General features: G+C 44.5%; 20 protein-coding genes and 1 tRNA gene. 16 read left to right on the top strand and 5 right to left on the bottom strand.

Features of this window, described 5'->3' with window-relative positions:
* Nucleotides 1-160: 160 nt before the first annotated feature.
* From AC1DCV_RS31880 to AC1DCV_RS31850, 7 genes are all read left to right on the top strand, one after another.
* Nucleotides 161-718 carry an RNA polymerase sigma factor gene (locus AC1DCV_RS31880; protein ID WP_477026971.1) on the top strand — a complete coding sequence of 186 codons (558 nt, stop codon included), beginning with the start codon at nucleotides 161-163 and terminating at the stop codon, nucleotides 716-718.
* Between the two features lie 137 nt (nucleotides 719-855).
* On the top strand, nucleotides 856-1,821 hold the full coding sequence (locus tag AC1DCV_RS31875) for a FecR family protein (protein WP_477026970.1): 966 nt from the start codon (nucleotides 856-858) through the stop codon (nucleotides 1,819-1,821).
* Between the two features lie 50 nt (nucleotides 1,822-1,871).
* Nucleotides 1,872-5,375 (top strand): SusC/RagA family TonB-linked outer membrane protein, encoded by a 3,504-nt coding sequence (locus tag AC1DCV_RS31870; protein ID WP_477026969.1) that lies wholly within the window; start codon nucleotides 1,872-1,874, stop codon nucleotides 5,373-5,375.
* Nucleotides 5,376-5,391: 16 nt separating this feature from the next.
* Entirely contained in the window at nucleotides 5,392-6,792 is a 1,401-nt protein-coding gene (locus tag AC1DCV_RS31865) for a RagB/SusD family nutrient uptake outer membrane protein (protein WP_477026968.1), read from the top strand.
* Nucleotides 6,793-6,803: 11 nt separating this feature from the next.
* Nucleotides 6,804-7,550: a DUF4843 domain-containing protein gene (locus AC1DCV_RS31860; protein ID WP_477026967.1), complete on the top strand. Its 747-nt coding sequence runs from the start codon at nucleotides 6,804-6,806 to the stop codon at nucleotides 7,548-7,550.
* Nucleotides 7,551-7,592: 42 nt separating this feature from the next.
* Nucleotides 7,593-9,041 (top strand): PKD-like family lipoprotein, encoded by a 1,449-nt coding sequence (locus AC1DCV_RS31855; protein WP_477026966.1) that lies wholly within the window; start codon nucleotides 7,593-7,595, stop codon nucleotides 9,039-9,041.
* Nucleotides 9,042-9,138: 97 nt separating this feature from the next.
* Nucleotides 9,139-10,332 carry a redoxin family protein gene (locus AC1DCV_RS31850; protein ID WP_477026965.1) on the top strand — a complete coding sequence of 398 codons (1,194 nt, stop codon included), beginning with the start codon at nucleotides 9,139-9,141 and terminating at the stop codon, nucleotides 10,330-10,332.
* A 108-nt stretch (nucleotides 10,333-10,440) separates the two neighbouring features.
* Here AC1DCV_RS31850 and AC1DCV_RS31845 read toward each other — a convergent pair whose 3' ends face one another.
* Both AC1DCV_RS31845 and AC1DCV_RS31840 read right to left on the bottom strand, forming a co-directional pair.
* Nucleotides 10,441-11,394 (bottom strand): MvdC/MvdD family ATP grasp protein, encoded by a 954-nt coding sequence (locus tag AC1DCV_RS31845; RefSeq protein ID WP_477026964.1) that lies wholly within the window; start codon nucleotides 11,392-11,394, stop codon nucleotides 10,441-10,443.
* Nucleotides 11,395-11,433: 39 nt separating this feature from the next.
* A complete protein-coding gene (locus tag AC1DCV_RS31840; RefSeq protein ID WP_477026963.1) occupies nucleotides 11,434-11,634 on the bottom strand; it encodes a hypothetical protein in 201 nt (66 codons plus the stop codon).
* A 268-nt stretch (nucleotides 11,635-11,902) separates the two neighbouring features.
* Here AC1DCV_RS31840 and AC1DCV_RS31835 point away from each other — a divergent pair, with 268 nt between their 5' ends.
* The 5 genes from AC1DCV_RS31835 to AC1DCV_RS31815 all read left to right on the top strand — a co-directional run bounded on the left by AC1DCV_RS31835 (nucleotide 11,903) and on the right by AC1DCV_RS31815 (nucleotide 16,297).
* Nucleotides 11,903-12,976 carry a heparin lyase I family protein gene (locus tag AC1DCV_RS31835; protein ID WP_477026962.1) on the top strand — a complete coding sequence of 358 codons (1,074 nt, stop codon included), beginning with the start codon at nucleotides 11,903-11,905 and terminating at the stop codon, nucleotides 12,974-12,976.
* A 138-nt stretch (nucleotides 12,977-13,114) separates the two neighbouring features.
* A complete protein-coding gene (locus AC1DCV_RS31830; RefSeq protein WP_477026961.1) occupies nucleotides 13,115-13,720 on the top strand; it encodes a Crp/Fnr family transcriptional regulator in 606 nt (201 codons plus the stop codon).
* A gap of 396 nt (nucleotides 13,721-14,116) precedes the next feature.
* Nucleotides 14,117-14,527, top strand: coding sequence for a YybH family protein (locus AC1DCV_RS31825; RefSeq protein WP_477026960.1), 411 nt, complete (start codon nucleotides 14,117-14,119; stop codon nucleotides 14,525-14,527).
* Between the two features lie 580 nt (nucleotides 14,528-15,107).
* Nucleotides 15,108-15,671 carry a Crp/Fnr family transcriptional regulator gene (locus AC1DCV_RS31820; RefSeq protein ID WP_477026959.1) on the top strand — a complete coding sequence of 188 codons (564 nt, stop codon included), beginning with the start codon at nucleotides 15,108-15,110 and terminating at the stop codon, nucleotides 15,669-15,671.
* A 68-nt stretch (nucleotides 15,672-15,739) separates the two neighbouring features.
* A complete protein-coding gene (locus tag AC1DCV_RS31815; RefSeq protein WP_477026958.1) occupies nucleotides 15,740-16,297 on the top strand; it encodes a YceI family protein in 558 nt (185 codons plus the stop codon).
* A gap of 226 nt (nucleotides 16,298-16,523) precedes the next feature.
* On the opposite strand, the gene AC1DCV_RS31810 is transcribed toward AC1DCV_RS31815, so the two are convergent.
* Nucleotides 16,524-16,597 (bottom strand) — tRNA-Asp (locus AC1DCV_RS31810).
* A gap of 519 nt (nucleotides 16,598-17,116) precedes the next feature.
* Between AC1DCV_RS31810 and AC1DCV_RS31805 the strand changes: the two genes are divergently transcribed.
* Complete coding sequence (locus AC1DCV_RS31805) at nucleotides 17,117-17,959, top strand: rhomboid family intramembrane serine protease (RefSeq protein WP_477026957.1); 843 nt, start codon at nucleotides 17,117-17,119, stop codon at nucleotides 17,957-17,959.
* Nucleotides 17,960-18,029: 70 nt separating this feature from the next.
* Here the strand turns inward: AC1DCV_RS31805 and AC1DCV_RS31800 are convergent, their stop codons facing one another.
* Together AC1DCV_RS31800 and AC1DCV_RS31795 are read right to left on the bottom strand one after the other, a co-directional pair.
* Nucleotides 18,030-18,857, bottom strand: coding sequence for a hypothetical protein (locus AC1DCV_RS31800; protein ID WP_477026956.1), 828 nt, complete (start codon nucleotides 18,855-18,857; stop codon nucleotides 18,030-18,032).
* Nucleotides 18,858-18,892: 35 nt separating this feature from the next.
* Complete coding sequence (locus AC1DCV_RS31795; protein ID WP_477026955.1) at nucleotides 18,893-19,057, bottom strand: hypothetical protein; 165 nt, start codon at nucleotides 19,055-19,057, stop codon at nucleotides 18,893-18,895.
* Nucleotides 19,058-19,411: 354 nt separating this feature from the next.
* Between AC1DCV_RS31795 and AC1DCV_RS31790 the strand changes: the two genes are divergently transcribed.
* From AC1DCV_RS31790 to AC1DCV_RS31780, 3 genes are all read left to right on the top strand, one after another.
* A complete protein-coding gene (locus AC1DCV_RS31790; protein ID WP_477026954.1) occupies nucleotides 19,412-20,434 on the top strand; it encodes an alpha/beta hydrolase family protein in 1,023 nt (340 codons plus the stop codon).
* 80 nt (nucleotides 20,435-20,514) lie between these two features.
* Nucleotides 20,515-21,102, top strand: coding sequence for an RNA polymerase sigma factor (locus AC1DCV_RS31785; RefSeq protein WP_477026953.1), 588 nt, complete (start codon nucleotides 20,515-20,517; stop codon nucleotides 21,100-21,102).
* Nucleotides 21,103-21,185: 83 nt separating this feature from the next.
* The gene (locus AC1DCV_RS31780) at nucleotides 21,186-22,364 is read left to right on the top strand and encodes a FecR family protein (protein WP_477026952.1); all 1,179 of its coding nucleotides are present in this window, start codon (nucleotides 21,186-21,188) and stop codon (nucleotides 22,362-22,364) included.
* Nucleotide 22,365: the final 1 nt, after the last annotated feature.

Below are 22,365 nucleotides of genomic sequence, written 5' to 3'. Positions count from 1 at the left end.
GGATGGGCATTGCTGGAGAAATTATACATCAGGGAATATCAGTTTCCCTGTCACTAAAACTAAGTTAATAAAAACTAAGATTATTGGTAACATTTCCTTAAACTTGTGTTCTCCATATTATTAAGGTGTACTATCTGAATGTGCCTGCTATTGACAACAAATGATGAGCAATGATCAAATATTAATAGATAGTGCCAAATCCGGCAATGAGCTGGCTTTTCAGCAATTGTTTGACAAATACTGGCAGGACTTGTACCGCATCGCTTATCAACGTGTAAGATCAGAAGCCGATGCACAGGACCTGGTGCAGGAGGTGTTTATTGCTTTCTGGAATAACATTGATAAGGTAAAGGCCGGCGAGTCAATAGCGGGATATTTGTTTACAGCACTGCGTAATAAAGTATTTGATTTTTATGAGAAGCAGCAGGTACGGCTGCATTATATTATGGAGCTGCCTTTCCATCCTGCTGACACGCCGGAGCAGCCTTTGGAGAATATTACCAACAAAGAACTCCGCAATGTGGTAGCCGCGGCAGTAGCATCGCTGCCGGCCAAAATGAAAGAAATTTATCAGCTGAGCCGGGAACAGCACCTGACTGTGGCAGAAATAGCCACGCTGTTGGTACTGTCGCCCCAAACCGTAAAGAACCAACTAACCACGGCCCTGCAGCGTGTACGGAACGAGGTTCAGCGGTATTTTCTTTCGTTCCTGCTTTGAGATCCTGCCTTTTTGTTCCTGCTGCCGGCGATCGAGCTTTACTTTTCCGGATTTAATCATTTCCTGAATTTTTTTTCTGTACCCTGGTACTTCGTGGCCAGTTATCCGTTATTACCTGTAATAGACGTTATCACTATATGGACGAACAGCTGCTGTCACTTATTAAAAAATACAATCAAGGCACTTGCACTCCGGAAGAAAAAGAGTTGCTGGAATCATGGTATCATGCGGCCAGTCTGGATAATATAGAAATAAAGCCACCGGCTGCAGGTTGGGAAGAAACGCGTAAAATCATGTGGGCGAATGTCCATGCACAAAAACCCAAACAGCAACGACGTATCCGGTTGCTTAGCTGGCAGGCCGCAGCAGCGGCGGTTCTGCTGCTCTTTACCATTACAGGCCTGTATAGAATATGGCAGATGCAACAGCCTCGATGGACCGAAATACGCACGACTGCAGGGGAAATCAGACAGGTGATATTACCGGATAGTTCCTCCGTGATCATGAACGGCAATGCGGTATTGCGCTACGCCAGCAGCTGGAATAAGATAAAAGAAAGAGAGGTATGGATAACAGGAGAAGCTTTTTTTGATGTTAAACATCTGCATCGGAAAGGTACACCGGTAACTGATCCGGAACGCTTCCTGGTACATGCCGGTGTGATACAGGTAGCCGTATTAGGTACATCTTTTAACGTAAATACCCGCACAGGAATGAACAGCGTAGTACTCGAGACGGGACGCGTACAACTCAGTAGTGAAACTGGCCGTTTCCAGCCGGTAATGATGCAGCCCGGCGAAATGCTTACTGTCAATGGCGCCAATGAAACAGTAAAAAAAGAGAAAATCAATACGAGGATATATACTGCCTGGAAAACAGGCAAATTGGAATTGGATAAAACAAATTTTGGAGATGTCGTGAAGTTTATTGGATATAATTATGGCCGTAAAATAGGTATCCGCGATACGCTGCTGTTAAGCAGACAGCTTTCCGGAGGTACGGTAGATACAAATGATGAACAACAGCTTTACACTATTTTGTCAACTATTTTAAAGATTAATATTCACCAACAAGGTGATTCGCTCATCATTTCCCACCAATAATGATGACAGCGAGAAGGATTATATCAACCAATTAAAAAGAAATATTTATTATGAACCGCTTTATTCTGCTCCTGGCGGGAGTATTGTCATTGCTATGTCCTGACAGTATGGTCACCGCTGCAGTTTTTTCTCCCTTACCGGCGCCGGAGAATCCTATGCAAACGCATACAACGCCATTGCCGTTGTTACTAAAGAAGATACAACAGCGATACAAAGTGAGCTTTATTTATGAAGAAACCCTGCTGAAAGGGAAGGCCTGTACCTGTGATGTGTCACAAACCAAACGGGAAGAATTGGAGAGATACATGAGCAATATTTTAGCACCAATGCAATTGCAGCTCAGAAAATTCAACGACCATACCTATGCCATCATAAGTACAGATACGCCGGGCGGCGCGCCGGCTTCTCCCGGACAACTGGTGGAAGAAACAGGACCACATAAACAGCTGGATGCACTACATACACCCACACCGGCAAATACCTACAACATCTCCACAGATGATGGGCTGCAGCAACGCATCGTTATCAGTGGGCGTATTGTGGCTGAAGAAAATGAAGAACCCCTGCCCGGTGCCACCATATTGATAAAAGGCACTACCATTGGCACTACCGCCGATGACGAAGGTAATTTCATTCTGAGAGCACCAGTGGCCAGGGTGCTGGTGTTGAAGCATATCGGGTACGAACCAAAAGAGCTGTCACTCGGTGAAAAAAAGACAAATCTTGTTATCCGTTTAACCGGTAAATCGAAAACTTTAACAGATGTAGTGGTAACTGGTATATACAAACGGCCGGTGGAAAATTTTACCGGCTCTGCCAAAACTATTACCGCAGAAGAATTACAGCGGGTATCTCCCCAGAATATATTGGCTGCAATCAGTGTGCTGGATCCTTCTTTTCAAATGCCGGAAAATATTAATCTGGGATCAGATCCCAACCGCCTGCCGGATGTACAGTTAAGAGGACAAAACAATTTTCCCGTACAGTCAGGCAGAAGCAGTAGTGCCAGTCTGCGTAGCATGTATGGGGATAAACCCAATGCACCGATGTTTGTACTCGATGGTTTCGAAGTAAGTATGCAACGCATCTTTGACCTGGATATGAATCGTGTATCGAGGATCACTATCCTGAAGGATGCAGCAGCTACCGCTATTTATGGTTCCCGTGCATCCAATGGCGTTATTGTCATCGATACCCGGCAGCCGAAAGAAGGCGCTGTAAGAGTATCCTACAGAGGTGGCATCCAGGTAGAAGCGCCGGACCTCACAGGTTATCATCTACTGAATGCAAAAGAAAAACTGCAGCTTGAAAAAGATGCGGGAAGGTATGTCTCCACCCGTTTCCAGGGTGATCAGCTTACGCTGGATGAAGAATATAACCGGCGTTTAAAAGCGGTTACCAGTGGCGTCAATACTTACTGGCTGTCGCAACCACTGCAAACCGGTGTAGGTAGCACGCACTCACTTTACCTCGAAGGTGGGGATAATGCGGTACGTTACGGCGTAAATATGGGTTACCAGGATAATGTAGGTGTGATGAAAGGTTCCGGACGGAAAAATCTGAGTGGAGGCGTTACACTGAATTACCGTAGCAACAAATTACTCTTCGGTAACGATCTTTCTGTAAACTCTAACAAAGCCACCAATTCGCCTTACGGCCCCTTTAGCCAGTATGCAAAAATGAATCCCTATAACAAGGCATTTGATGAAAATGGCAACCCGCTCCGTTATCTTGATACCAGCTGGATAGGGTACGCTTACAATTACTCAGACAATCCCATCTATAACGCCAATGTGGGTACGCAGAATTTCAGTCAGTATTTTTCACTCACCAATAATTTCAGGTTTGAATGGTCGGCCTTATCCTGGCTCCGTTTTAACGGCAGCTTCAGCTTTACTAAAGGAACGGAGGAATCCAATGACTTCAAACCGGCAGCACATACCAGCTTTGATAATGTAGACTTTAGCCAGAAAGGAAGCTATCTGAAAACGAATGGCAAAAGCGACAACTATAACGCTACCCTCGGTTTTGATATCCGTAAAATGTTAGGCAAAAGCCTGCTGTATGTAACTGGTGGTGGTAACCTGAGCGAGGTACAGAATGAATCGTCCAGCGTGCTGGCCGTGGGTTTCCCGAACGCCAGGATGGATAATATTATTTTTGCCAGCGGATATGCCACCAATACCAAACCCACTGGTCTCCAGGGAATCAGCCGGCTGGTGAGCGCGCGCATGAACGTCAACTACTCTTATGATAACCGTTACCTTGCCGATTTTTCCAGTAGCCTGGATGCGTCTTCCCAGTTTGGAAAAGATAAAAGCCTGGCGCCTTTCTGGTCATTCGGTGTAGGCTGGAACCTGCATCGGGAAAGGTTTTTGAAAAACAATCCACAAGTCAATTTTCTTAAACTGAGAGCATCTGTTGGTACTACCGGCGACCAGCGCTTTCCACCATACATGGCCATTACCACCTATACCTATGCCACGGAGCGTTATTACCTGTCGCAACTAAGTGCTTACCTGCTGGGATATGGAAATTCCGCATTGGGCTGGCAAAAAGGATTTAAACGGAATATAGGAATGGATGCCACTTTCTGGCATAACCGCTGGAGTCTGAGCGCCGACTATTATAATAACAGCACCAACGACCTGATACTGGATATCAACACGCCTCCGTCGTTGGGATTTTCCAGCTTTAAAGAAAACGTAGGCTCCCTGCGCAACAAAGGATGGCAAGCCAGCACCAATGTGGTAGTTGTACAGCGCACCAAACAGGAGTTTTTCTGGAGAGTAGGTGTGTCAGCATTTCACAACACCAATAAGATCGATAAAATCTCAAATACCCTGAAAAAACTGAATGCTGATAACGACAAATTCACAAATGCTGACGACAAAAAACAACAACTATACCCACGCACCCGCTTCGAGGAAGGGCAGTCGCTGAGCGCCATATGGGGTGTAAGAAGTATGGGCATTGACCCTGCCAGCGGACAGGAGCTGTTTATGCGTAAAGATGGCACCTATACCTACACCTGGGACCCTAATGATAAAGTAGTGTTGGGAGATAGTGAGCCGAAAGTATCAGGCACCCTCTCCACAGGTGTGGACTATAAGGGGATCAGTCTTAATATCTATCTCATGTACCGTTTGGGTGGACAGATCTATAACCAAACCCTCGTGGATCGCGTGGAAAATGCAGATATTACTTATAACGTAGACAGGCGGGTATCAGAGCAACGCTGGAGAAAACCAGGAGATCATACCATGTATAAAGGGATTACCTACACWACTGCTTATGCGGTGGCGCAACCGGTATCGTCACCTACCTATGCTACTTCCCGGTTTGTGCAAACAGAAAATATGCTGGATTGCAGCAGCATTTCCGCGAGCTACCGGTTCCCTGATCAATGGTTCAAAGCAATGAAAATGTCGAACACCCGTATCGACTTTTACCTGAATAATCCATTCCGTATTTCAAGTATCAAACGCGAACGCGGACTGGACTATCCTTTTGCTAACACCTTCAGCATTAACATTAACACCACTTTCTTTTAACTGAAAAGCAGATTGTATGAAAAATATCAAGATCATATGCATATGCCTGTTGTTGCCAGGATTCTTTTCCTGTAAAAAATGGTTGGATGTGCGCCCGGCTACAGAAATCCGGCAGGAAAATATGTTTGAAACAGAAAGCGGATTCAAAGAAGCCCTCTTTGGCGTATATATGAAAATGGGTGGAACATCGCTCTATGGCGGTACGCAAACACTAACGGTAATGGATGTACTGGCACAATACTACAATGTGCAGGATTTTGGTAACAAGTACGCCAATTTTGGTAAATACAATTACACCGATATACAGGTCAGAGCAACACTTGATTCCATCTGGAACGGGAACTACGAATGTATCGCCAATCTTAACAACCTGCTGACAGCCATCGATGAACACAGGCAGGTGTTTACCGGTCAGCATTATAACCTGGTGAAGGGCGAAGCCCTGGGACTGAGAGCCTTCCTGCATTTCAACCTGTTGCGACTATATGGCGCCTCCATGGCTACAGGGGCAGGAAAAAAAGCGATCCCATATGTTACGACTTTCAGTAAACTGGTCACACCAGTCAGCACTACCGCCGCAGCAATAGATAAGTGTTTGCAAGACCTGGACGCAGCCGATAGCCTGTTAAAAGTACAGCAGAAATTATTTTACGATGACCTGGATCCTTTCCAGTCTTATACCCGTAACCACTTCAATTACTGGGCCGTACAAGCGTTACGGGCCAGGATCTATCTTTATAAAGGAGATAAGGTAAAGGCGCTGCAATATGCGCGTGCTGTTATCGACCAAAACATTTTTCCTTTTGGAGATCCCAATACTTTTAATGCTGCCTACAACAGCGATCGTACCTTTTCTACAGAGCACGTATTTGCCATACAGGTGTCCAATTTAAAAGGATTGTATGACTATGAGTTTAAACCGGGCCGTACGAATTCGGTTACTATTTACCAGCTACCTGCCGTGGTGGACGATATGTTTGAAATCGCGAAAGGTGGGGCTACAGATTATCGCTATCGTTATCTGACAGCCAGACAGGGCGCGCAGGTACTGTTTACCAAATATCTGCAGGACGTTAGAGGAGGCATACAGATACTGGGACAGGTACCACTTATAAAACTATCGGAACTATATTATATCGCTGCGGAAGCTGCACCTGACAAAACCGCTGCTACGAACTATCTCAATACGATACGCAGCAAAAGGGGACTGGTAGCTTTACCGGGAACCCTCGATGACGATGCTTTCCGGGGAGAACTAACAAAGGAATATACAAAGGAGTTTTGCGGAGAAGGACAGTTGTTCTTCTATTTCAAACGGCTTAATCGTCCGCAGATCCCACGTACTACTGTTCAGATGAGCGATGCTACTTACATATTGCCGTTACCGGAGAATGAAGTGGAATTTGGTAACCGTTAAATTATTTACACATGAAATTACTTTTCAGATACTTCGCCGGGTTAGTAATGGCAACGATGCTTACCTGCTGCGCGAAGGATACCCCCAGGTTTGCAGATCAGGAAGGATTGTATATCAATAAGGGAATAATGGACAGCTATAAAGACAGTGTCACCTATTCATTTGCAGTGAAACCGGATGCACTCCTGCAGGACACCGTTTTTTTACCGGTGCGTATTACTGGTGTGGCGGTGGCACGTGACCGGCCGGCACCGGTAGCCGCGATTAAAGACAGCTCTACTGCCATTGCTGGTCAACACTATGAACTTCCGGTATGTCTTATCAGGGCTGATAGTTTCAGCGCACGTTTTGCAGTAGTGGTGAAGCGCAGCCCGGATCTGAAAGGAAAGGAAGTTCGTTTGTGGTTGAAGGTAACGCCTAACGCCGACTTTCCGCTTGATATTACACGCCTCGCCAGCGGGTATAGTCCTTTCTACCTGGTACGGATAAACGACAAACTCACAAAGCCCGATAAATGGGAAGCAGCGGGCAGCTGGTTGCAAACTTTCTTTGGTAACTACAGTGAGACAAAATTCAAATTCATCATAAAAGTAACCGGCAGGAGCAACTGGCCACCGAGAGGACGTGATGGTGCCGGCGCCCCCGTACTGAATGACATGTACAATTACTCCAGTATGGTGCACGAGGCCCTGCGCCTGTATGAAGCAGCCAATGGCCCAATGCTCGATGAAAAGGGCGACCGCGTAGTGTTTCCCTGATGTAATGCTATTCGTTTATACATTAACGTTAAAATAACAGGCATGAATCTCCTGAAAAAAATAAAAGTGCTGTTGTCGGTGATAATAATCTTACTGGCGGGGTGCTACAAAGATAAAGGTAACTATAACTATACACCCATAGCTGAAATGACGATTAGCGGATTACCGGATACCGTTAACGCTATTTTGCTGGATACCCTCAGATTGCAACCCGTTATCACACAGCCAGGGGGGAGCAATGACAGGTATACTTACGAGTGGTTTGTAGTGGATTACAAAGCCAATACCCGTACTTCCGTGGCGGCTACCATGGCATTGAAAATGCCGGTGGTGGTGGTGGGTATTGGAAGCTATCCGCTTTTATTTCGGGTCACAGACAAAAACACAGGTATCAGCAGTTCCAAGGAAGTCACGATGATCGTAAAATCATTATTAAGCAATGGCGCGCTGTTACTGGAAGAAGGGCCACAGGGTGGTGATCTGAGCCAGGTAACGCCCGCGTACAAAGTGTATCGCCACCTGTATAGCCAGGTAAATCAGGGAGCAACGCTATCCTTACCCCTGAAAGGAATCATGGGCAGCTACAACGATAACAACCCGTACCAGCAGCAGGTGATTTTCGTAAATGCCGGTGCAGACCCCGTGATGCTGGACGTACAAACTTATGTGAAGAAAGGAGGAGTATCACAGCAATTCCAACAGGCACCGCAGCCATTGGCTCCCGGATATTATAACTGTAGTAATGATGCCTACGTTGTTAATAACGGGAAGATATATGGTATGCAGGGCGCTACCGATAACCCGATCAAATTTGTAGCACCCATGGCAGGTGATTATAAAGTGGCGCCTTATCTCTATCCACTTTATAGCTGGTTTGCCGCTTTTGCTACTTATGACGAGAAGAACGGACAGTTCGCTTATGGCGCAGATGCAGGTGGAACCTTGCTTTACTACCCGCCAGCAAATGGATCCGGTGCGTTTGATCTGAATAATGTGAAAAAGCAATTTGTATACGCAGCGCGCACCACTAACAAATATGTATTGTGGCTGATGAAAGATAGTAATGGCAAACTGTATGTATACATTGTTAATCCCGACAGTAATACAACGGCTGCTGCTATCCAGTACGTGGAGGTGAACAACGCGCCTGGAATGCAATCCTCTGGCACTTTTACAGTATCCACAAGAGTGCCGCAATTGTATTACGGTGCTGCCAATCAACTATATTTATATGACTATAAAGCCAACAGCGCCAGAAGCTTGTACACGCTGCCGGCAAATGAAAGTATTACCGCTTTGCAACTCCTGCCGGATAAAACAGATAATGATTGGACCTACACCACACAAAATAAGTTGTTGGCAATTACCTGGAACGGTGCGGAAAGTAAGCTGTATTATTTCGATATAGAAGATACAGGTGAGTTGAAAGGGAGTAAGCCTGTAAAGATGGTAGACGGATTCGGGAAAATTATCTCCCTCTTTTATAAGTAAACGTAAAAATCATTTACCAACCATTCCAATTTTCCTGCTTCCGGAGCCAGTTCGCAAAAGGCAGGTAACCATCATTCACCCATCATAAAGAACAAGTATGAAATTATGGATCCTGATTGGCCTGGGCCTCCCTTTGCTGGCACAGGTCCAGCAGCCAGCGTCACAAAGCTTTGTTATTAAAGGCAGCGTAAAAGAAACCGGACCTTTGAATCAGCGGATCTATCTGCGTTATGAACAAAATGGTGTACAACGGCTCGATAGCGCTGCTATCACAAACAATAATTATCGTTTCAGCGGTGTGCTGAACTACCCGGTGAAAGCCACACTGTTTTTTGCTGTTCCCGATAGTACCGCCAGATATTTTCAGCAAACACATCTAATCAAGCCTTATGAATGCCCGTTTTATTTAGATGCCGGGCAGCTGGATATCGAGGCCGACACATTACTGGTAGCTTCCAGGGTAACCGGTTCGGCGGCGCAGACTGACTATGAATTACTGGAACAACAACTTAAAGTTGTTTACGATAAAGAGAATACACTTTATAGCGAGGTAGGCAAACCTGCTTACGAGAAAAATGATTCCGTAGCGATGGCCCGATATCTGGAAAAAGCATATCGTCTGGATGATGAAACAGTAGCCCTGCGATGGGGATTTATGGATAAGCATCCCACCTCTGGTATCGTTCTGGACCTTTTACAGGAATGCACGCGCTCTTTCCTGGATCCTGTAGTAGCCGCACCGGTGCTATCGCACATGTCTGCAGCTCTGCAGTCATCACCTGCCGGAAAAGCATATGCCAGACGCCTGGAAAAAGCAAAGCTCACCGCTGCTGGCGCTCTGGCACCGGATTTTGTGTTGAATAACAACATTAGCCGTCTTACACGTCTTTCAGATTTTAAAGGAAAACTGGTATTGCTGGATTTCTGGGGCAGTTGGTGTGGACCATGTCGTATGAGCAACCCCCACCTCAAACAAATGTACACCGCCTATAAACCGCAGGGATTTGAAATTGTGGCAGTCTCTTGTGAAAGAAGTGGCACCTTACAGCAACAGCAGGATAAATGGAAAAAAGCGTTGAAAGAAGATGGGATGAACTGGGTGAATTTACTGAACAATGATGGGCCGCATGCAGAAGATGTGGCCAAACTATATGGAGTTACTGCTTTTCCTACCAAGCTGCTGATAGATAGGAAAGGAAAGGTGATCAGGCGTTTTGTGGGCAATACGCCGCTGAAGCAGGAGGAGTTGGAACAGCTGGTGAAAGAGCACCTTGCAGCTTCTCAGAATTAAGCATTGTGTGCTAAAAAAACTGCCGTTACAGACTAAATTTGTAACGGCAGTTTTTTGTGAACAACTACGAAATAACACCACGACGGTATTATCCACATTGCTGAAGCATCAGGACTTCATGAGTAATTTAGCAACAGCCCCACTAATATCTAAATTCAGGATAGTCTCCAGCCAAAGCCATTGACCCAATGGATTTACCTCGAGGAATGTATACGTGCCATCCTCTTCCACTATAAAATCATACGCGCCATAAACAAGTCCCATGGTCTGATGGAAGGCAAGTAGTTTTTTTTCAAACGCTGTTTCAAGTATAATGGTTTCGTACTTTAAATCAAGCTGTTCTCTACGCCAATCCAGCCTGGCATTGGAATTTTCCTGGGAGTATATCTTTACAGGAAAAACCTGATCGCCTGCAATGGTTATTCTCAGTTCATATTTCTTATCAACATATGTTTGGAAGATACACGGTGCTATCGATATATTTTCCCTGTGTGAGGAGAGCTCTTCTACCGATACCGAATTCGCGTATAATATTTTTTTAGGAGGCGAAACAAAATAGCTTAGCGGTTTATACAATACCTCCCTGGAGGTAGAGAAATGTGCTTCTATAGCATTGTAACTATTACTGATGATGGTTCTCGGTATTTTAAACCCGAAAGATTGCGCCTGATGTAATTGAAATGGTTTACTTCTAAGCAGGTGATCAATTTTCCGCTGATTTACCCAGAAACAATGATCCAGGTAGCAACTCAATGTTTCTAACAAAAGCATCCATTCCCGCTGAATAAAATTCTTCGAGGCTACTTCTTCTAAATCTTTAGGAAGCTTAGAGAAGTCAGGTTTTACTCTCCACCAAACAGCAATAATTTCATGTAAGGTGATGGAACTATACTCATTTTCAATCTCAATCCTGAATGGATCATAATAGAACGACACCTTTCCTATTGCGCCATCCAGAGGATTCAAATAAAAAATGCGATATTTTTCCTTGTCGATTTTACACACTACTTCCATCACATGGGGATCATGTTTGTCCCCAATGATTAATATCACATTTTTCATAGTTATGGAGTATAGGGTATTGTTGATTTATTTGTCCGTTTACCAGTCAATTCCGGCGTCTACGCCGCCATCTGTAAAAGGAACATCAGTAGAGTATGTAGTGGGTATAGTAGTAGAAAGATCACGTTTTTCGGCACTGGTAGCAGATTTGGGTGTTTCAGATAGTTTTTCTCCCAGTGGTTTTATGACAACTGTTTGATCCGGGTCTACTTCGAGGGTGATTTTAATTTTCTTGCTCATGGGGTGTATGTTTATAATAAAAGTTACTAAAGATATTTAACATAGCAATAAAATGGAGAATTTCTGTTTAAATTAATCCCCATGTGGTGAGGATACATAACTATTTATACTGCACGATAATAGCAGGTGTTTTTCATATCGGTGGGTTTTTCGTGGCTTTAATGTCTTTACTGAATCCAGTATCTGTCTCTGTGAATATCCTATGTGTTTGGATAAAACGGGGGTATTATATTTAGTAAGAACAATTAACCCTTTATAAACAACCCTTATGAAAACAACACTGGCGATTGCCGCCTTCCTGTCAGCCAATATACTTGCGCTGACCAGCTGTACCAAAAGTTTACAGGACCCCAACGTAGCAAAAAACAACGTGGTAAGTGTAGCTGGAACCACCGGTAACCTGGGTATCCTTTCGCTGCTCTGGGATGGAGATGCTTCTCTGCCCAGTGCCAATGTGTGGAAGCTCCTTAATTTTGAAGGCAGTGGCACTATTACTGCTGAAACCGATCCTGTATATGGTAAGGTCTGGAAGTTTTACAAACCTGCAGGCAGCCATCGTACAGAAGGTCATGGTGCGAAAAATTTCCAGGCCGCAGAAGGGGATGATATCTACATCGGCTGGCGTTCTAAACTGGATATCCCGCAAAACCAGAATACCAATGCGGTGTTTCAGTGGAAGGCATATGGCTCCGGTCAGCCGATGACGCAAAACTACCCTATTGTGCTCAGCACCACTACCAACGGTAACTTCCACCTCATGCACTTTGCACCGGGTAAAATAGGCACAGAGGTATGGGTAGCTCCGTTGAGCCGAAATACCTGGAATGCCATGGTGCTGCGTATTAAAGTGTCCCGGGATGGGGCCGTTGGATTTATTGAGTTCTGGTACAACGGTGTGAAACAAACGTTGGTAAATGGCACGCAGCGTTATCCTGCACGTACTCTCGATGCTGACTTTTGTGATCCCAAATTCGGGGTGTATGGCGGCGATGCCGCAGAGATTACCAACTATGTCCAGGGCGCCAAAATTGCATCTACTTATGCGGAAGCAGCACCTGGTGGTAGCGGTCCCGCTTTACAGGCGCAACTCTTTCAAAACTGTAGCTATAGTGGTTGGTCTGCCTCCTTTGGTATTGGCAATTACAACACCGCTGCCATCGTGGCCAACGGTGGCGTGAACAACGATGCTTCTTCCCTGAAAGTCCCTGCCGGGCTTAAAGTAACGCTGTATGACGGCGATAATTTTACCGGTGATTCTCTTGTGCTGACTGCTGACGGCAGCTGCCTGAAGAATAATAGTTTTAATGATAAGGCATCTTCTTTTAAAGTAGGTACGAACTGAGGTTAATGGGTCGTGAGGCATTTTCTTATCGGAAAATGTCTCACGATTTTACTTGCGTAATGTGAGCGGATGCAGGATTGAACTAATTTATGAGTAAATTGCGGCTTATGGGTTTGTGAAAACCGACTTCCTGTAAATATGAAAGCATCCAGCCAAATGAAGCCAACGGCTTCACCAACAAATGATGAATTACTGGTAAAATGTTTTGAAGATCATTTTAATTTCATCATAGAAGATTTATCCTCTATCCGGACACACTTTAATTTTTACCATAAGAAAAAAAAGGATTTCCTGGTCAAAGAAGGTTATACTTCTACCAATTATTTTCTCATTCTGGAGGGGTATGTTCGTACCTACTACGGCATCGAGAATGGAGAAGAAGTGACGATTGATATTTTAAGCCGCGGCGAATTTGCATCATCGATGTACAGCATATTAAAGAAAGCCCCTTCCTTTGAATCTATCCAATGTTTAACTGATTGCCTTGTTTGTAGAATATCAGCATCCTCTTTCGAAGCATTAGCTATTGAAAACCCCGCATGGATTCAATTAGGCATGCAATGCCTTAAATCAGCATTGCTGAAAAAGGAAGAAAGGATATTTACTTTTGGGAAACTAAAGGGAAAAGAACGCTATGCGAAATTAATGGCAGAAAGACCTGATATAATTCAATATGTACCGCTACAGTATGTAGCTTCTTATATTGGTATTAAACCCGAATCGCTAAGCCGGATAAGAGGATAGAATATATAAAAATAACAATTGTTATTTTTATTGCCTTTTATTGCCGGGACTTTTGTGTTGCAATAAATGTAATACAACAATGACGGAAGCATCATTAATTACCGGCGTTAACGGCCATCCCGGAAATAACTTACTCAGACATCTTTTACACGATGATAGATGCTGTTTGCGGTACCTGACGCCCTCCCGGCAACAGATAAAAGTCGATACTCAATTTTATATTAACTGGTTAGATATAAAAGATGTGGCAACTGGTTGCTACGCTGGTTAACCAGGTAAGGATGTATCTTAACGCTCATCTGGATATAAGTAAGTCTGAAAAGGACCAGGGATATGACCCTGTAACACCGGAAATAACTATAGAAACCGCTTGTATCGTCATAAATAATTTTAATAATGGATAGATTCGATAGAAAAATGCCTGCTGGTACAGTGGCTTATTTTCGTAATTGTATAAAACAGGGAGATGTTAAAGGCGCCATGAGTTGCTTTGATGTGCAAGGTGTATACATAGACAGGAATGGTGTCGCCATCAGGGGACTACCACTAATCGGAGAGGCCATTGGGCAGCTTTGTACATGGCGCCCGGACATAAAAGGCGGCAGGCAGCATTTAACCATCATTGATGATGTAGCGATCTGGCTGGATAAATGGGAAATGACAGGTACAACACCTGATGGCACTGTACTTAGCATGAGTGGCCATACCTCCTGCCTGATGAAAAGAAATGAAGCAGGTATTTGGTTATGGTTAGTAGATAATCCTTTTGGTGTAGCAGTGCTTGAAAATGAAGAGGTAACGGAGTGAAAAAGTGCTCGGAGATCATGTCTTTTCAGTATTTATGGGAGGTATTATTTCTCCTCTTTTAATTTTTAAAGTTAGGATACCTGCTAAATACAAAGAACACTACCGCAGATATATTGCAGTGGTAAGCGCTATTTTGCAATAACTGAATTGTTGACACTGTAGTTTTTTTAAAATAATCTCTCACGTAATATTTCTTATTAAAAACCTAAAAACCCACACATGAAAAAAGTAGCGCCAAAGAAAATGCGACTCTCCACCATCAGGATCGCCACACTGAGCAACACAAAGCAAGGGCAAATTAAAGTTACCGGAACATCCACCCCTTGTACACTTTTTGATCACACCTATTGTGGATGTCCTCCGTCAGCAATTTGTTAATGAACTTTGTAAATTTAAGCAACAGCCCCGGTGAAATAGTGATCTTCTCCTTCTGTCTGTGATTGGAGTCTGTAGGAGATAGCTATTCGCCGGGCTTTTTATTTTTTACCCATTCAAGTTGCATGGACCTTGTTAACCGCGGAAGCTTCTATACAAAAGTATTTTCAATACTTTATATTTGCAGGAACAGATAAGCCCCACTATGGCAGACTTCCTCCAATTCATCAACGATTTTTCACCGCTTGACGAAGCGACTACTACCCAACTATTCCAGGGGTTAAAAACGAAAACTATAAAGAAAGGGGATCATTTACTCAGAAACGGTACAATTTGCAGCCACCTGTTTTTTGTGAATGAAGGGCTCGCAAAAATGTATTCAGTTAAAGAAGACAAGGAATTCATCATGCGTTTCTTTTCAGAGAATGTGCTGTTTACTGCTTTCGATAGCTATCTCACGCAAACACCATCGGACTATACGATAACCGCATTGGAAACAACTACGCTGACCCTGATAGATCATAAAGCAATGGAAGCGCTTTGCGAAAAGCATCATTGTATGGAAACATTTTTTAGAAAGCTGGTTTCCAGGGCATCCATCAAGATGGTGAAGCGGATAAATGAAATGCTGGAAGAAAATGCAACGGAGCGGTACAATCATTTTGTCAGAGAAAATAACCTGATCCTTCAACGAATTACACTTGGCGATCTGGCAAAGTATCTTGGCATCACACAACAGTCATTGAGCAGGATCAGGGCGCAAAAGTGATTTTTTACCCTTTGGTAAAAATAGATAATGCCGGCAGGAGTAATTTTGCTGGATAAAATCTCTTTATTATGACTGAGCATAAGAAATTAATATGGCTGGTGGATCCTAAACATTCTGAAGTGCAATTTAAAGTAAAGCACCTGGCGATATCAAATGTTTCGGGGACTTTCAAATTATTTAATGGTGTTGTTCAAACAGACAATGAGCATTTTGATAATGCTGAAATACACTTTGAAATAGATACCAATAGCATTGATACAAATAACAGTGAAAGAGATGGCCACCTGAAATCATCTGCTTTCCTGGACACGGAGAAATTCCCGAAAATCGTGTTCAACGGAACTTTGCAGCAGGACAATGACGATCTTACACTTGCGGGCAAGTTAACGATACTTGAAACTACAAAGCACATTGAAATGGCGGCTGATTATACAGGCATTGGCGCCGGCAGGTTTGGCGATATAAGAGCTGGATTTGAAGTGAACGGAAAATTTAACCGGAAGGATTTTGGATTGAGCTTTAGCCTGTTAACAGAAGCGGGAAGCCTCGTTGTTGGTGAAGATGTGAAGCTTCATTTTGACATACAATTAATAAAACAAGCCACAGAGGTATTATCCGGCGTGTAATGTGAATGCCCCTTTTCTGATAAGCGCTAATAGCCACCTCCAATATATTTTTTAATGCGGAAGCCCTGATACTTTTTTACGGAGGGGAAAAGGATTTAATTTTAGTTGCATTATTGTTAGTGATAGCTGCCCTAATAAGGTAACATAAAAACATAATCGGAACTAGACTATACACCTGAGTTAAAACGGAAAACCCGCGACTAGCGCGGGTTTTTGAAATTTCTTGCGGACAAGACGGGACTCGAACCCGCGACCTCCGCCGTGACAGGGCGGCATTCTAACCAACTGAACTACTTATCCTTAATACTGGCGGGCCTTTCAGCCGATCTGTATCCCCCGTTTGGGATTGCAAATGTAGCAACATTATTCTCAATCATCCAAATAAATTTTATTTTTTTTTAAAATTTATTTACCCTCGTCTTAATATCCCGACAGCTACTAACCGCCGCTGTAAAGGTGTTGGTGTTTCCTTAACGATGCCTGGATACTTCTCTGTAAGGAGGATAATACACTTCAATATGGCTATAATAGTGATGCATTGCTTTCACCATAAGCGGCCAGCATCACAGTGGCATCTTCCATGCTATTTTCTTTCCCGGATCTGTAATTGTAGAACATCATTTATGCATAGCAGGTCTTGGAATATTAAGGAGAAACATTTCCTGCAAGTAAGGGTAGTCAGCCCTTTTTAGCTATTGCTATCTGCTATTTTGATCTTGTGGGATGCCACATTTTTTAGGCGGTAAATTTTGATATATTTGAACTATTCTACATATTGCAGGGGCGTTTGAAAACTGACCCATAAAAATCCTCCGTTCAATGAATAATACCGGATTTATCAGCCTGGGAATCATTATTGCAAATTTCTATTTTTCGTACAAAGGATTTAAGAACCGCGTATTTTTTGACAAGTATGCTTTTGTGGTAGAAAGGATAGTGTTGTTCAAAGAATACTGGCGCCTGATTACTTCCGGGTTTCTGCATGTGAGCTGGAAGCATCTCCTTTTCAATATGATTTCGTTGGCGGGCTTTAGCTGGTTGCTGGAAGCAGACCTTGGCAGCCTGGAGTTCCTGATCATTTACTTTGGAAGTTTGATTGGCGGGGATTTGTTATCCTTATTCATTCATCGTAATAATGGCGACTATAGTTCTGTAGGGGCTTCCGGGGCTATTTGCGGGGTGATCTTTGCCTCTATCGCCTTGTATCCGGGGATGAGTGTAAGCTTTTTTGGGCTGTTTCCTATAGCTGGCTGGCTCTATGGCATATTGTATGTGCTGTATGCCATTTACGGTATTAAATCGCGCAACGATAACATAGGCCATGATGCTCACTTAGGGGGCGCATTGATGGGTATGACGATTGCGCTTGCGCTGGAACCGCAGGCAATGTGGGCTAACTTTGCTACCATTATTGCCATTACCGTACCGGCAGTGTTTTTCATGTACGTGATCATCACCAAACCACATGTGTTGCTGGTAGATAATTTCTTTTATAAACAGCATCATATATTCGCAGACATAGACGATAAGTACCGTTTTGACCGGGCCAGCCGGCAGCGGGAACTGGATGCCATCCTGGATAAGATCCATAAAAAAGGCATGCATAGTCTGACGAAAGCAGAGAAGGAAAAATTAGAACGCTACTCTCAACAGATCAACTAGCGCGTAAAAAAAGCCACCGGAGCAGTCCATGACCGATTTTCTAAACGAGATATAAAACCTATACTTGGTACTATGAAATTTCATCATTCAGTTGGCGAATCATTTTTTCCTGTTCTTCGGGCGTCTTCGCGTGATTTAAGAAGGAACGAAATTTATTAAGTAAGGCTATTTCTTCTTCATTAAAGCCATCCAGGAGGTCAGATAAAGCGTGCCAGGACACCTGCTCCATTACCTCATCGCCGGCAGGGATATAATGGGTAGTTTGATGTGTGATGGTACTCAGTCCTGTTAAGGCGGGATCATCTGTGGGATCTGATTTTTCCATGGACGGCTCCGCCTCCCCGTATAAAGAAGAACGGAACCGAAAATCGATGGCGATGCCTAGCGGTAATGTAGTGTCATTCAACGTAGCATTCAATAATTGAATCAGTTGTAAACATTCTTCCCATGCAGCCGGATCAATAGGTACAGATTCATCTGCCCATTCATAGGGGAGCGCCCCATAGTCACTGAAAATAAAAGTAACCGGTTTGTAGTAGCTATCTTCCCTGATCTTTTGCTCACCTATCCTGTAGATGTTGAGTGTTGGATGATAGGTATAGATGACCGGCTGCCGTCCTTGCCAGTGGGTATGAGGCGCAATGATCGCCAAACCATTCAATGTCAGTTTATCCTGCGCCAGATGATATAACATCTCCCGGAGTTGCCTGATCCCCGGAATATTTCCGCCATCCCCGGAAGGAACCATCCCGTAAAAGTGGGTTATCCTGTCTAAAGCGTTCGATGCTTCCACTGTGATTTTACCGGAAAACAGCAGCGTTGCATAAGAGCCATCTTCAAATAGGGACTGCAATTCACTTCCACGCAGCATTTTTGCTGTGGATGCTAAGGATGCCATAATAATCTGTTTGAAATGATCTGGAAATCGGTGAATTACTTGTTGATGGAATGACGGGTATGTCCATCACAATGCCATGCTTTGCACATCGCATTTGCAAAAAATTCTGCCTGGAGTCGGGCAATGATCTTTTTAGCAATGTCGGGTGGTAGTAGTTTGAAATCTGCCAGCGCTAGCCGGGAAATCTGGTAGTTAATCATAGTGATGGTTTGTGAGGTTAGATATTGAAATTAAAAATCTGCTTAGATCGTGGTCTGAATAAAAATAAGGATAAAATGGAGGATGCGGAATATAGATTTTTGATACATGTAATAGATGTTTAATGTTATGTTTCGATACCGCGCGACATCCCGTAGGCCAAAGAAATAAGCAGTGTATAACGTTGTTGCATATACGTAAAAGTGATGCCTGTTTTACCGTCTGCCTGAAAAAGGATTCGTTTAATATAGTCAGGGGAAGGAATTATTTTGGCAGTAGTACTAAAAGACCACTTATACGACTCCCTGCCCGGAAAGGATAAAGCTATTTCTCAGGTTAACTAACACATACACGAGATGATTTATATGCGCAAACCGGGCGTGGTGATGGGGCTGTTCCTGTTGCTGGCCGTTACTGCCGTTAAAGCACAGCAGGTAGGTATGACCAAACGGGACTTTACAGACCCTGTCCGGCAGAACTGGGCAGGTACGGGGCCGCGTATTATGCGGACGGTGATCTGGTATCCGTCGGCAGGGGAAGGGCAAATAGCCGTTATTGATAAACCCGGACAGTTTGCCGCGCCGGTAACAGTGGTAAAAGATGGCGCCTTTACCATCTCCCTCAAAAAATATCCGCTGATCATGGTATCACATGGCGCCAATGGCAACACCATGCAAATGGCCTGGCTGGGATATTACCTGGCGGCACATGGTTATGTGGTGGCAGCAGTAGAACATAGCGGTACACCGGCAGAAGAAAGAAATTTCCAGTCGCCCACCATTTCCGAGTCCTGTATATGGGAGCTGCCCCGGGATATCAGCGCAGTCCTCAGCCAGATAGAAACGGATCCCTTCCTGGGCAAAACCATCGATAGCAGCCGCATTGGCGTAGCCGGGTTTTCATTGGGTGGCGCAGTCGCCATCTGGACAGCCGGCGCGGTATTAAGTATGCAGGGGCTTAGCAAGGATACCTTTATCCCGGAGGAGTTAAGGGCCAATATCAATAAAATGAAAGTCCTGCAAACCACAGATCCCATGATGAAAGCCTCCAGGGAGCACGCGGAGGATAATTTTAAAGATGACAGAATTAAAGCCGTTTTTGCACTGGCTCCGGCCATTGCCAGAGGGTTTCCGGCAGAAACATTAGGCAAAATAACCGTACCGGTACGCATTGTGGTGGGAGACGCCGATCTCGTTACGCCCGCTGATGTTAACGCTGCCGTATATGCCAAAGACATTAAAGGTGCAAAGCTGACGGTGCTGCCCGGGGAAGCAGGGCATTTCATCCGCAATAATGATGTGGCGGAACAGGTGAAAATATTACAACAGGTCAGCCATCTGGCTGAAACGTTTTTTGGGCAGGTGCTGGTAAGCCATTGACGTATCCGCCCAAATTTTATTACTTTAGCAGGAATACCACCAACCGTATACATAATTATTCCAGTAGCCTGCTAACTATAATGCACGATAGTATCTATATTGACAAAGCATTGTTTCAACGCATCTCGGAGGGCGATGAAGAAGCGTTTGGTGTATTATTCAATACCTCCCTGCAAACGTTGGAGCCATTTATTCAGAGAATGGTGAAGTCGCCCGAAAACGCGAAAGAAGTGATACAGGCCACTTTTCTGCGGGTATGGCTTAGCCGCGATAAACTCCCGGATATTGAACAGCCCAAAGCCTGGTTGTATAAGGTAGCTGCCAACGAATGCTATACTTACCTCCGGAAAGAAGCCACGGAATACCGTTTACGCGAAACGGTAATGGTAGCCGATAATGAAACGGATACCCCCACGCGGCAACTGAGCCTCAAAGAACTGCATATACTGATTGAAGAAGCAGTACTGCTATTATCCCCGCAGCGGCGGCGTATCTTCCGCATGAGTCGTAACCAGGGCATGAAGATCCCTGAAATAGCCACTGAGCTGGATCTTTCTCCTCATTCTGTAAAAAATGCACTGGTCTTTTCTTTAAAAGCTATCCGGGAACACCTGCGCCGTTACGGACATACCATCCCCCTCGTTTATTTAATATTTATCAGCAAGTAAAAATTTTTTTTCGGCAGATAGGTCCTTTATTTCCTCAGCTCATTCTTATGAATGGGTATACTGTTAAATGTACCCCTATCAGCATGCAGGAGCAAAGGGTAATGTATTTATTGCAACAGCGTCTTTCAGGTAATGAAACGGTCGCAGAACAGGAAGAACTGTACCAACTGTTGAAGGATGACGACAATATGGAACTGTTTATGGCAGCGCTGACAGACCTGATGTGGCAGGCGCCTGCCGACGGGGAAGCAGATCCTGCTGCCCGCACTACTTTGTTGAAAAGCATTACGGCAACAGACCTTACACTGCCTTTTGTAGAAACGCTTCACCGGGTACAACCCATCCGGTGGTGGTGGGTAGCTGCTGCTGTTACCGGCATTATGCTGGCTGCCGCCGGCTATTGGCTATTGAAGCCGGTAGCGAGTGTTGCTCCTATACCGGCCATAGCGCAGCGATATAAAAATGATATTCCCCCCGGAGGCAATAAAGCCATTCTTACGTTAGGAGATGGCTCTAAGATTACGCTGGATGAAGCCAAAAACGACACCCTGGGTAAACAGGGAAATACCAATATCATCAAAACACAGAACGGACAGGTACTCTACAAAGCTGCCGGCGCCACCACCGCCATTACCTATAATACTTTAACGACCCCCCGCGGTGGTCAATACCAGCTTACCTTACCCGATGGTACGCAGGTATGGCTGAACGCAGCCAGCTCCCTGCATTTCCCGACTTCTTTTGCCGGCAACAGCAGGGAAGTAGAATTGACGGGAGAAGGATATTTTGACGTAGCACCATTGCCAGGAAAGCCATTCCGGGTGAAAGTAAATGGAACGGAAGTGGCCGTACTGGGCACACAGTTTAACATCATGGCGTATAGCAATGAACACGTGATGGCTGTCACCCTGTTGCAGGGCGCAGTAAACGTAAGCAGAAACGGTATCATGAAAAAATTGCAGCCGGGCCAGCAGGCGCGTATGCCGGCTAATAATAATATTACAGTCACAGAAGCAGATACACAAGCAGCAGTAGCCTGGAAAAACGGTTTCTTCATCTTCGACCGGGCAGATATCGCTACCGTTATGCGGCAGCTGGAACGATGGTATGATATAGAAGTGGTGTATGAAGGTACCCCACGTGAAATGCACTTTGGCGGCGGTATACAGCGCAGCCTGCCTTTGTCGCGCGTATTAAATATCTTAGAAAAAAACCAGGTATTATTTAGAATCGAGGGCCGGAAAATAACCGTTATACGATAGC

The sequence above is a fragment of the Chitinophaga sp. 10T418 genome, from assembly GCF_056394125.1.
Note: the sequence above shows the minus strand (reverse complement) of the source record. Positions and strands in the feature narration are given on the sequence as shown.

What these genes read in the sequence shown, in the direction of transcription:
- AC1DCV_RS31880 (WP_477026971.1), top strand. Translation starts at nt 161, where the DNA reads ATGATGAGCAATGATCAAATATTAATAGATAGTGCCAAATCCGGCAAT.
- AC1DCV_RS31875 (WP_477026970.1), top strand. Translation starts at nt 856, where the DNA reads ATGGACGAACAGCTGCTGTCACTTATTAAAAAATACAATCAAGGCACT.
- AC1DCV_RS31865 (WP_477026968.1), top strand. Translation starts at nt 5,392, where the DNA reads ATGAAAAATATCAAGATCATATGCATATGCCTGTTGTTGCCAGGATTC.
- AC1DCV_RS31860 (WP_477026967.1), top strand. Translation starts at nt 6,804, where the DNA reads ATGAAATTACTTTTCAGATACTTCGCCGGGTTAGTAATGGCAACGATG.
- AC1DCV_RS31855 (WP_477026966.1), top strand. Translation starts at nt 7,593, where the DNA reads ATGAATCTCCTGAAAAAAATAAAAGTGCTGTTGTCGGTGATAATAATC.
- AC1DCV_RS31850 (WP_477026965.1), top strand. Translation starts at nt 9,139, where the DNA reads ATGAAATTATGGATCCTGATTGGCCTGGGCCTCCCTTTGCTGGCACAG.
- AC1DCV_RS31845 (WP_477026964.1), bottom strand. Translation starts at nt 11,394, where the DNA reads ATGAAAAATGTGATATTAATCATTGGGGACAAACATGATCCCCATGTG.
- AC1DCV_RS31840 (WP_477026963.1), bottom strand. Translation starts at nt 11,634, where the DNA reads ATGAGCAAGAAAATTAAAATCACCCTCGAAGTAGACCCGGATCAAACA.
- AC1DCV_RS31835 (WP_477026962.1), top strand. Translation starts at nt 11,903, where the DNA reads ATGAAAACAACACTGGCGATTGCCGCCTTCCTGTCAGCCAATATACTT.
- AC1DCV_RS31830 (WP_477026961.1), top strand. Translation starts at nt 13,115, where the DNA reads ATGAAAGCATCCAGCCAAATGAAGCCAACGGCTTCACCAACAAATGAT.
- AC1DCV_RS31825 (WP_477026960.1), top strand. Translation starts at nt 14,117, where the DNA reads ATGGATAGATTCGATAGAAAAATGCCTGCTGGTACAGTGGCTTATTTT.
- AC1DCV_RS31820 (WP_477026959.1), top strand. Translation starts at nt 15,108, where the DNA reads ATGGCAGACTTCCTCCAATTCATCAACGATTTTTCACCGCTTGACGAA.
- AC1DCV_RS31815 (WP_477026958.1), top strand. Translation starts at nt 15,740, where the DNA reads ATGACTGAGCATAAGAAATTAATATGGCTGGTGGATCCTAAACATTCT.
- AC1DCV_RS31805 (WP_477026957.1), top strand. Translation starts at nt 17,117, where the DNA reads ATGAATAATACCGGATTTATCAGCCTGGGAATCATTATTGCAAATTTC.
- AC1DCV_RS31800 (WP_477026956.1), bottom strand. Translation starts at nt 18,857, where the DNA reads ATGGCATCCTTAGCATCCACAGCAAAAATGCTGCGTGGAAGTGAATTG.
- AC1DCV_RS31795 (WP_477026955.1), bottom strand. Translation starts at nt 19,057, where the DNA reads ATGATTAACTACCAGATTTCCCGGCTAGCGCTGGCAGATTTCAAACTA.
- AC1DCV_RS31790 (WP_477026954.1), top strand. Translation starts at nt 19,412, where the DNA reads ATGATTTATATGCGCAAACCGGGCGTGGTGATGGGGCTGTTCCTGTTG.
- AC1DCV_RS31785 (WP_477026953.1), top strand. Translation starts at nt 20,515, where the DNA reads ATGCACGATAGTATCTATATTGACAAAGCATTGTTTCAACGCATCTCG.
- AC1DCV_RS31780 (WP_477026952.1), top strand. Translation starts at nt 21,186, where the DNA reads ATGCAGGAGCAAAGGGTAATGTATTTATTGCAACAGCGTCTTTCAGGT.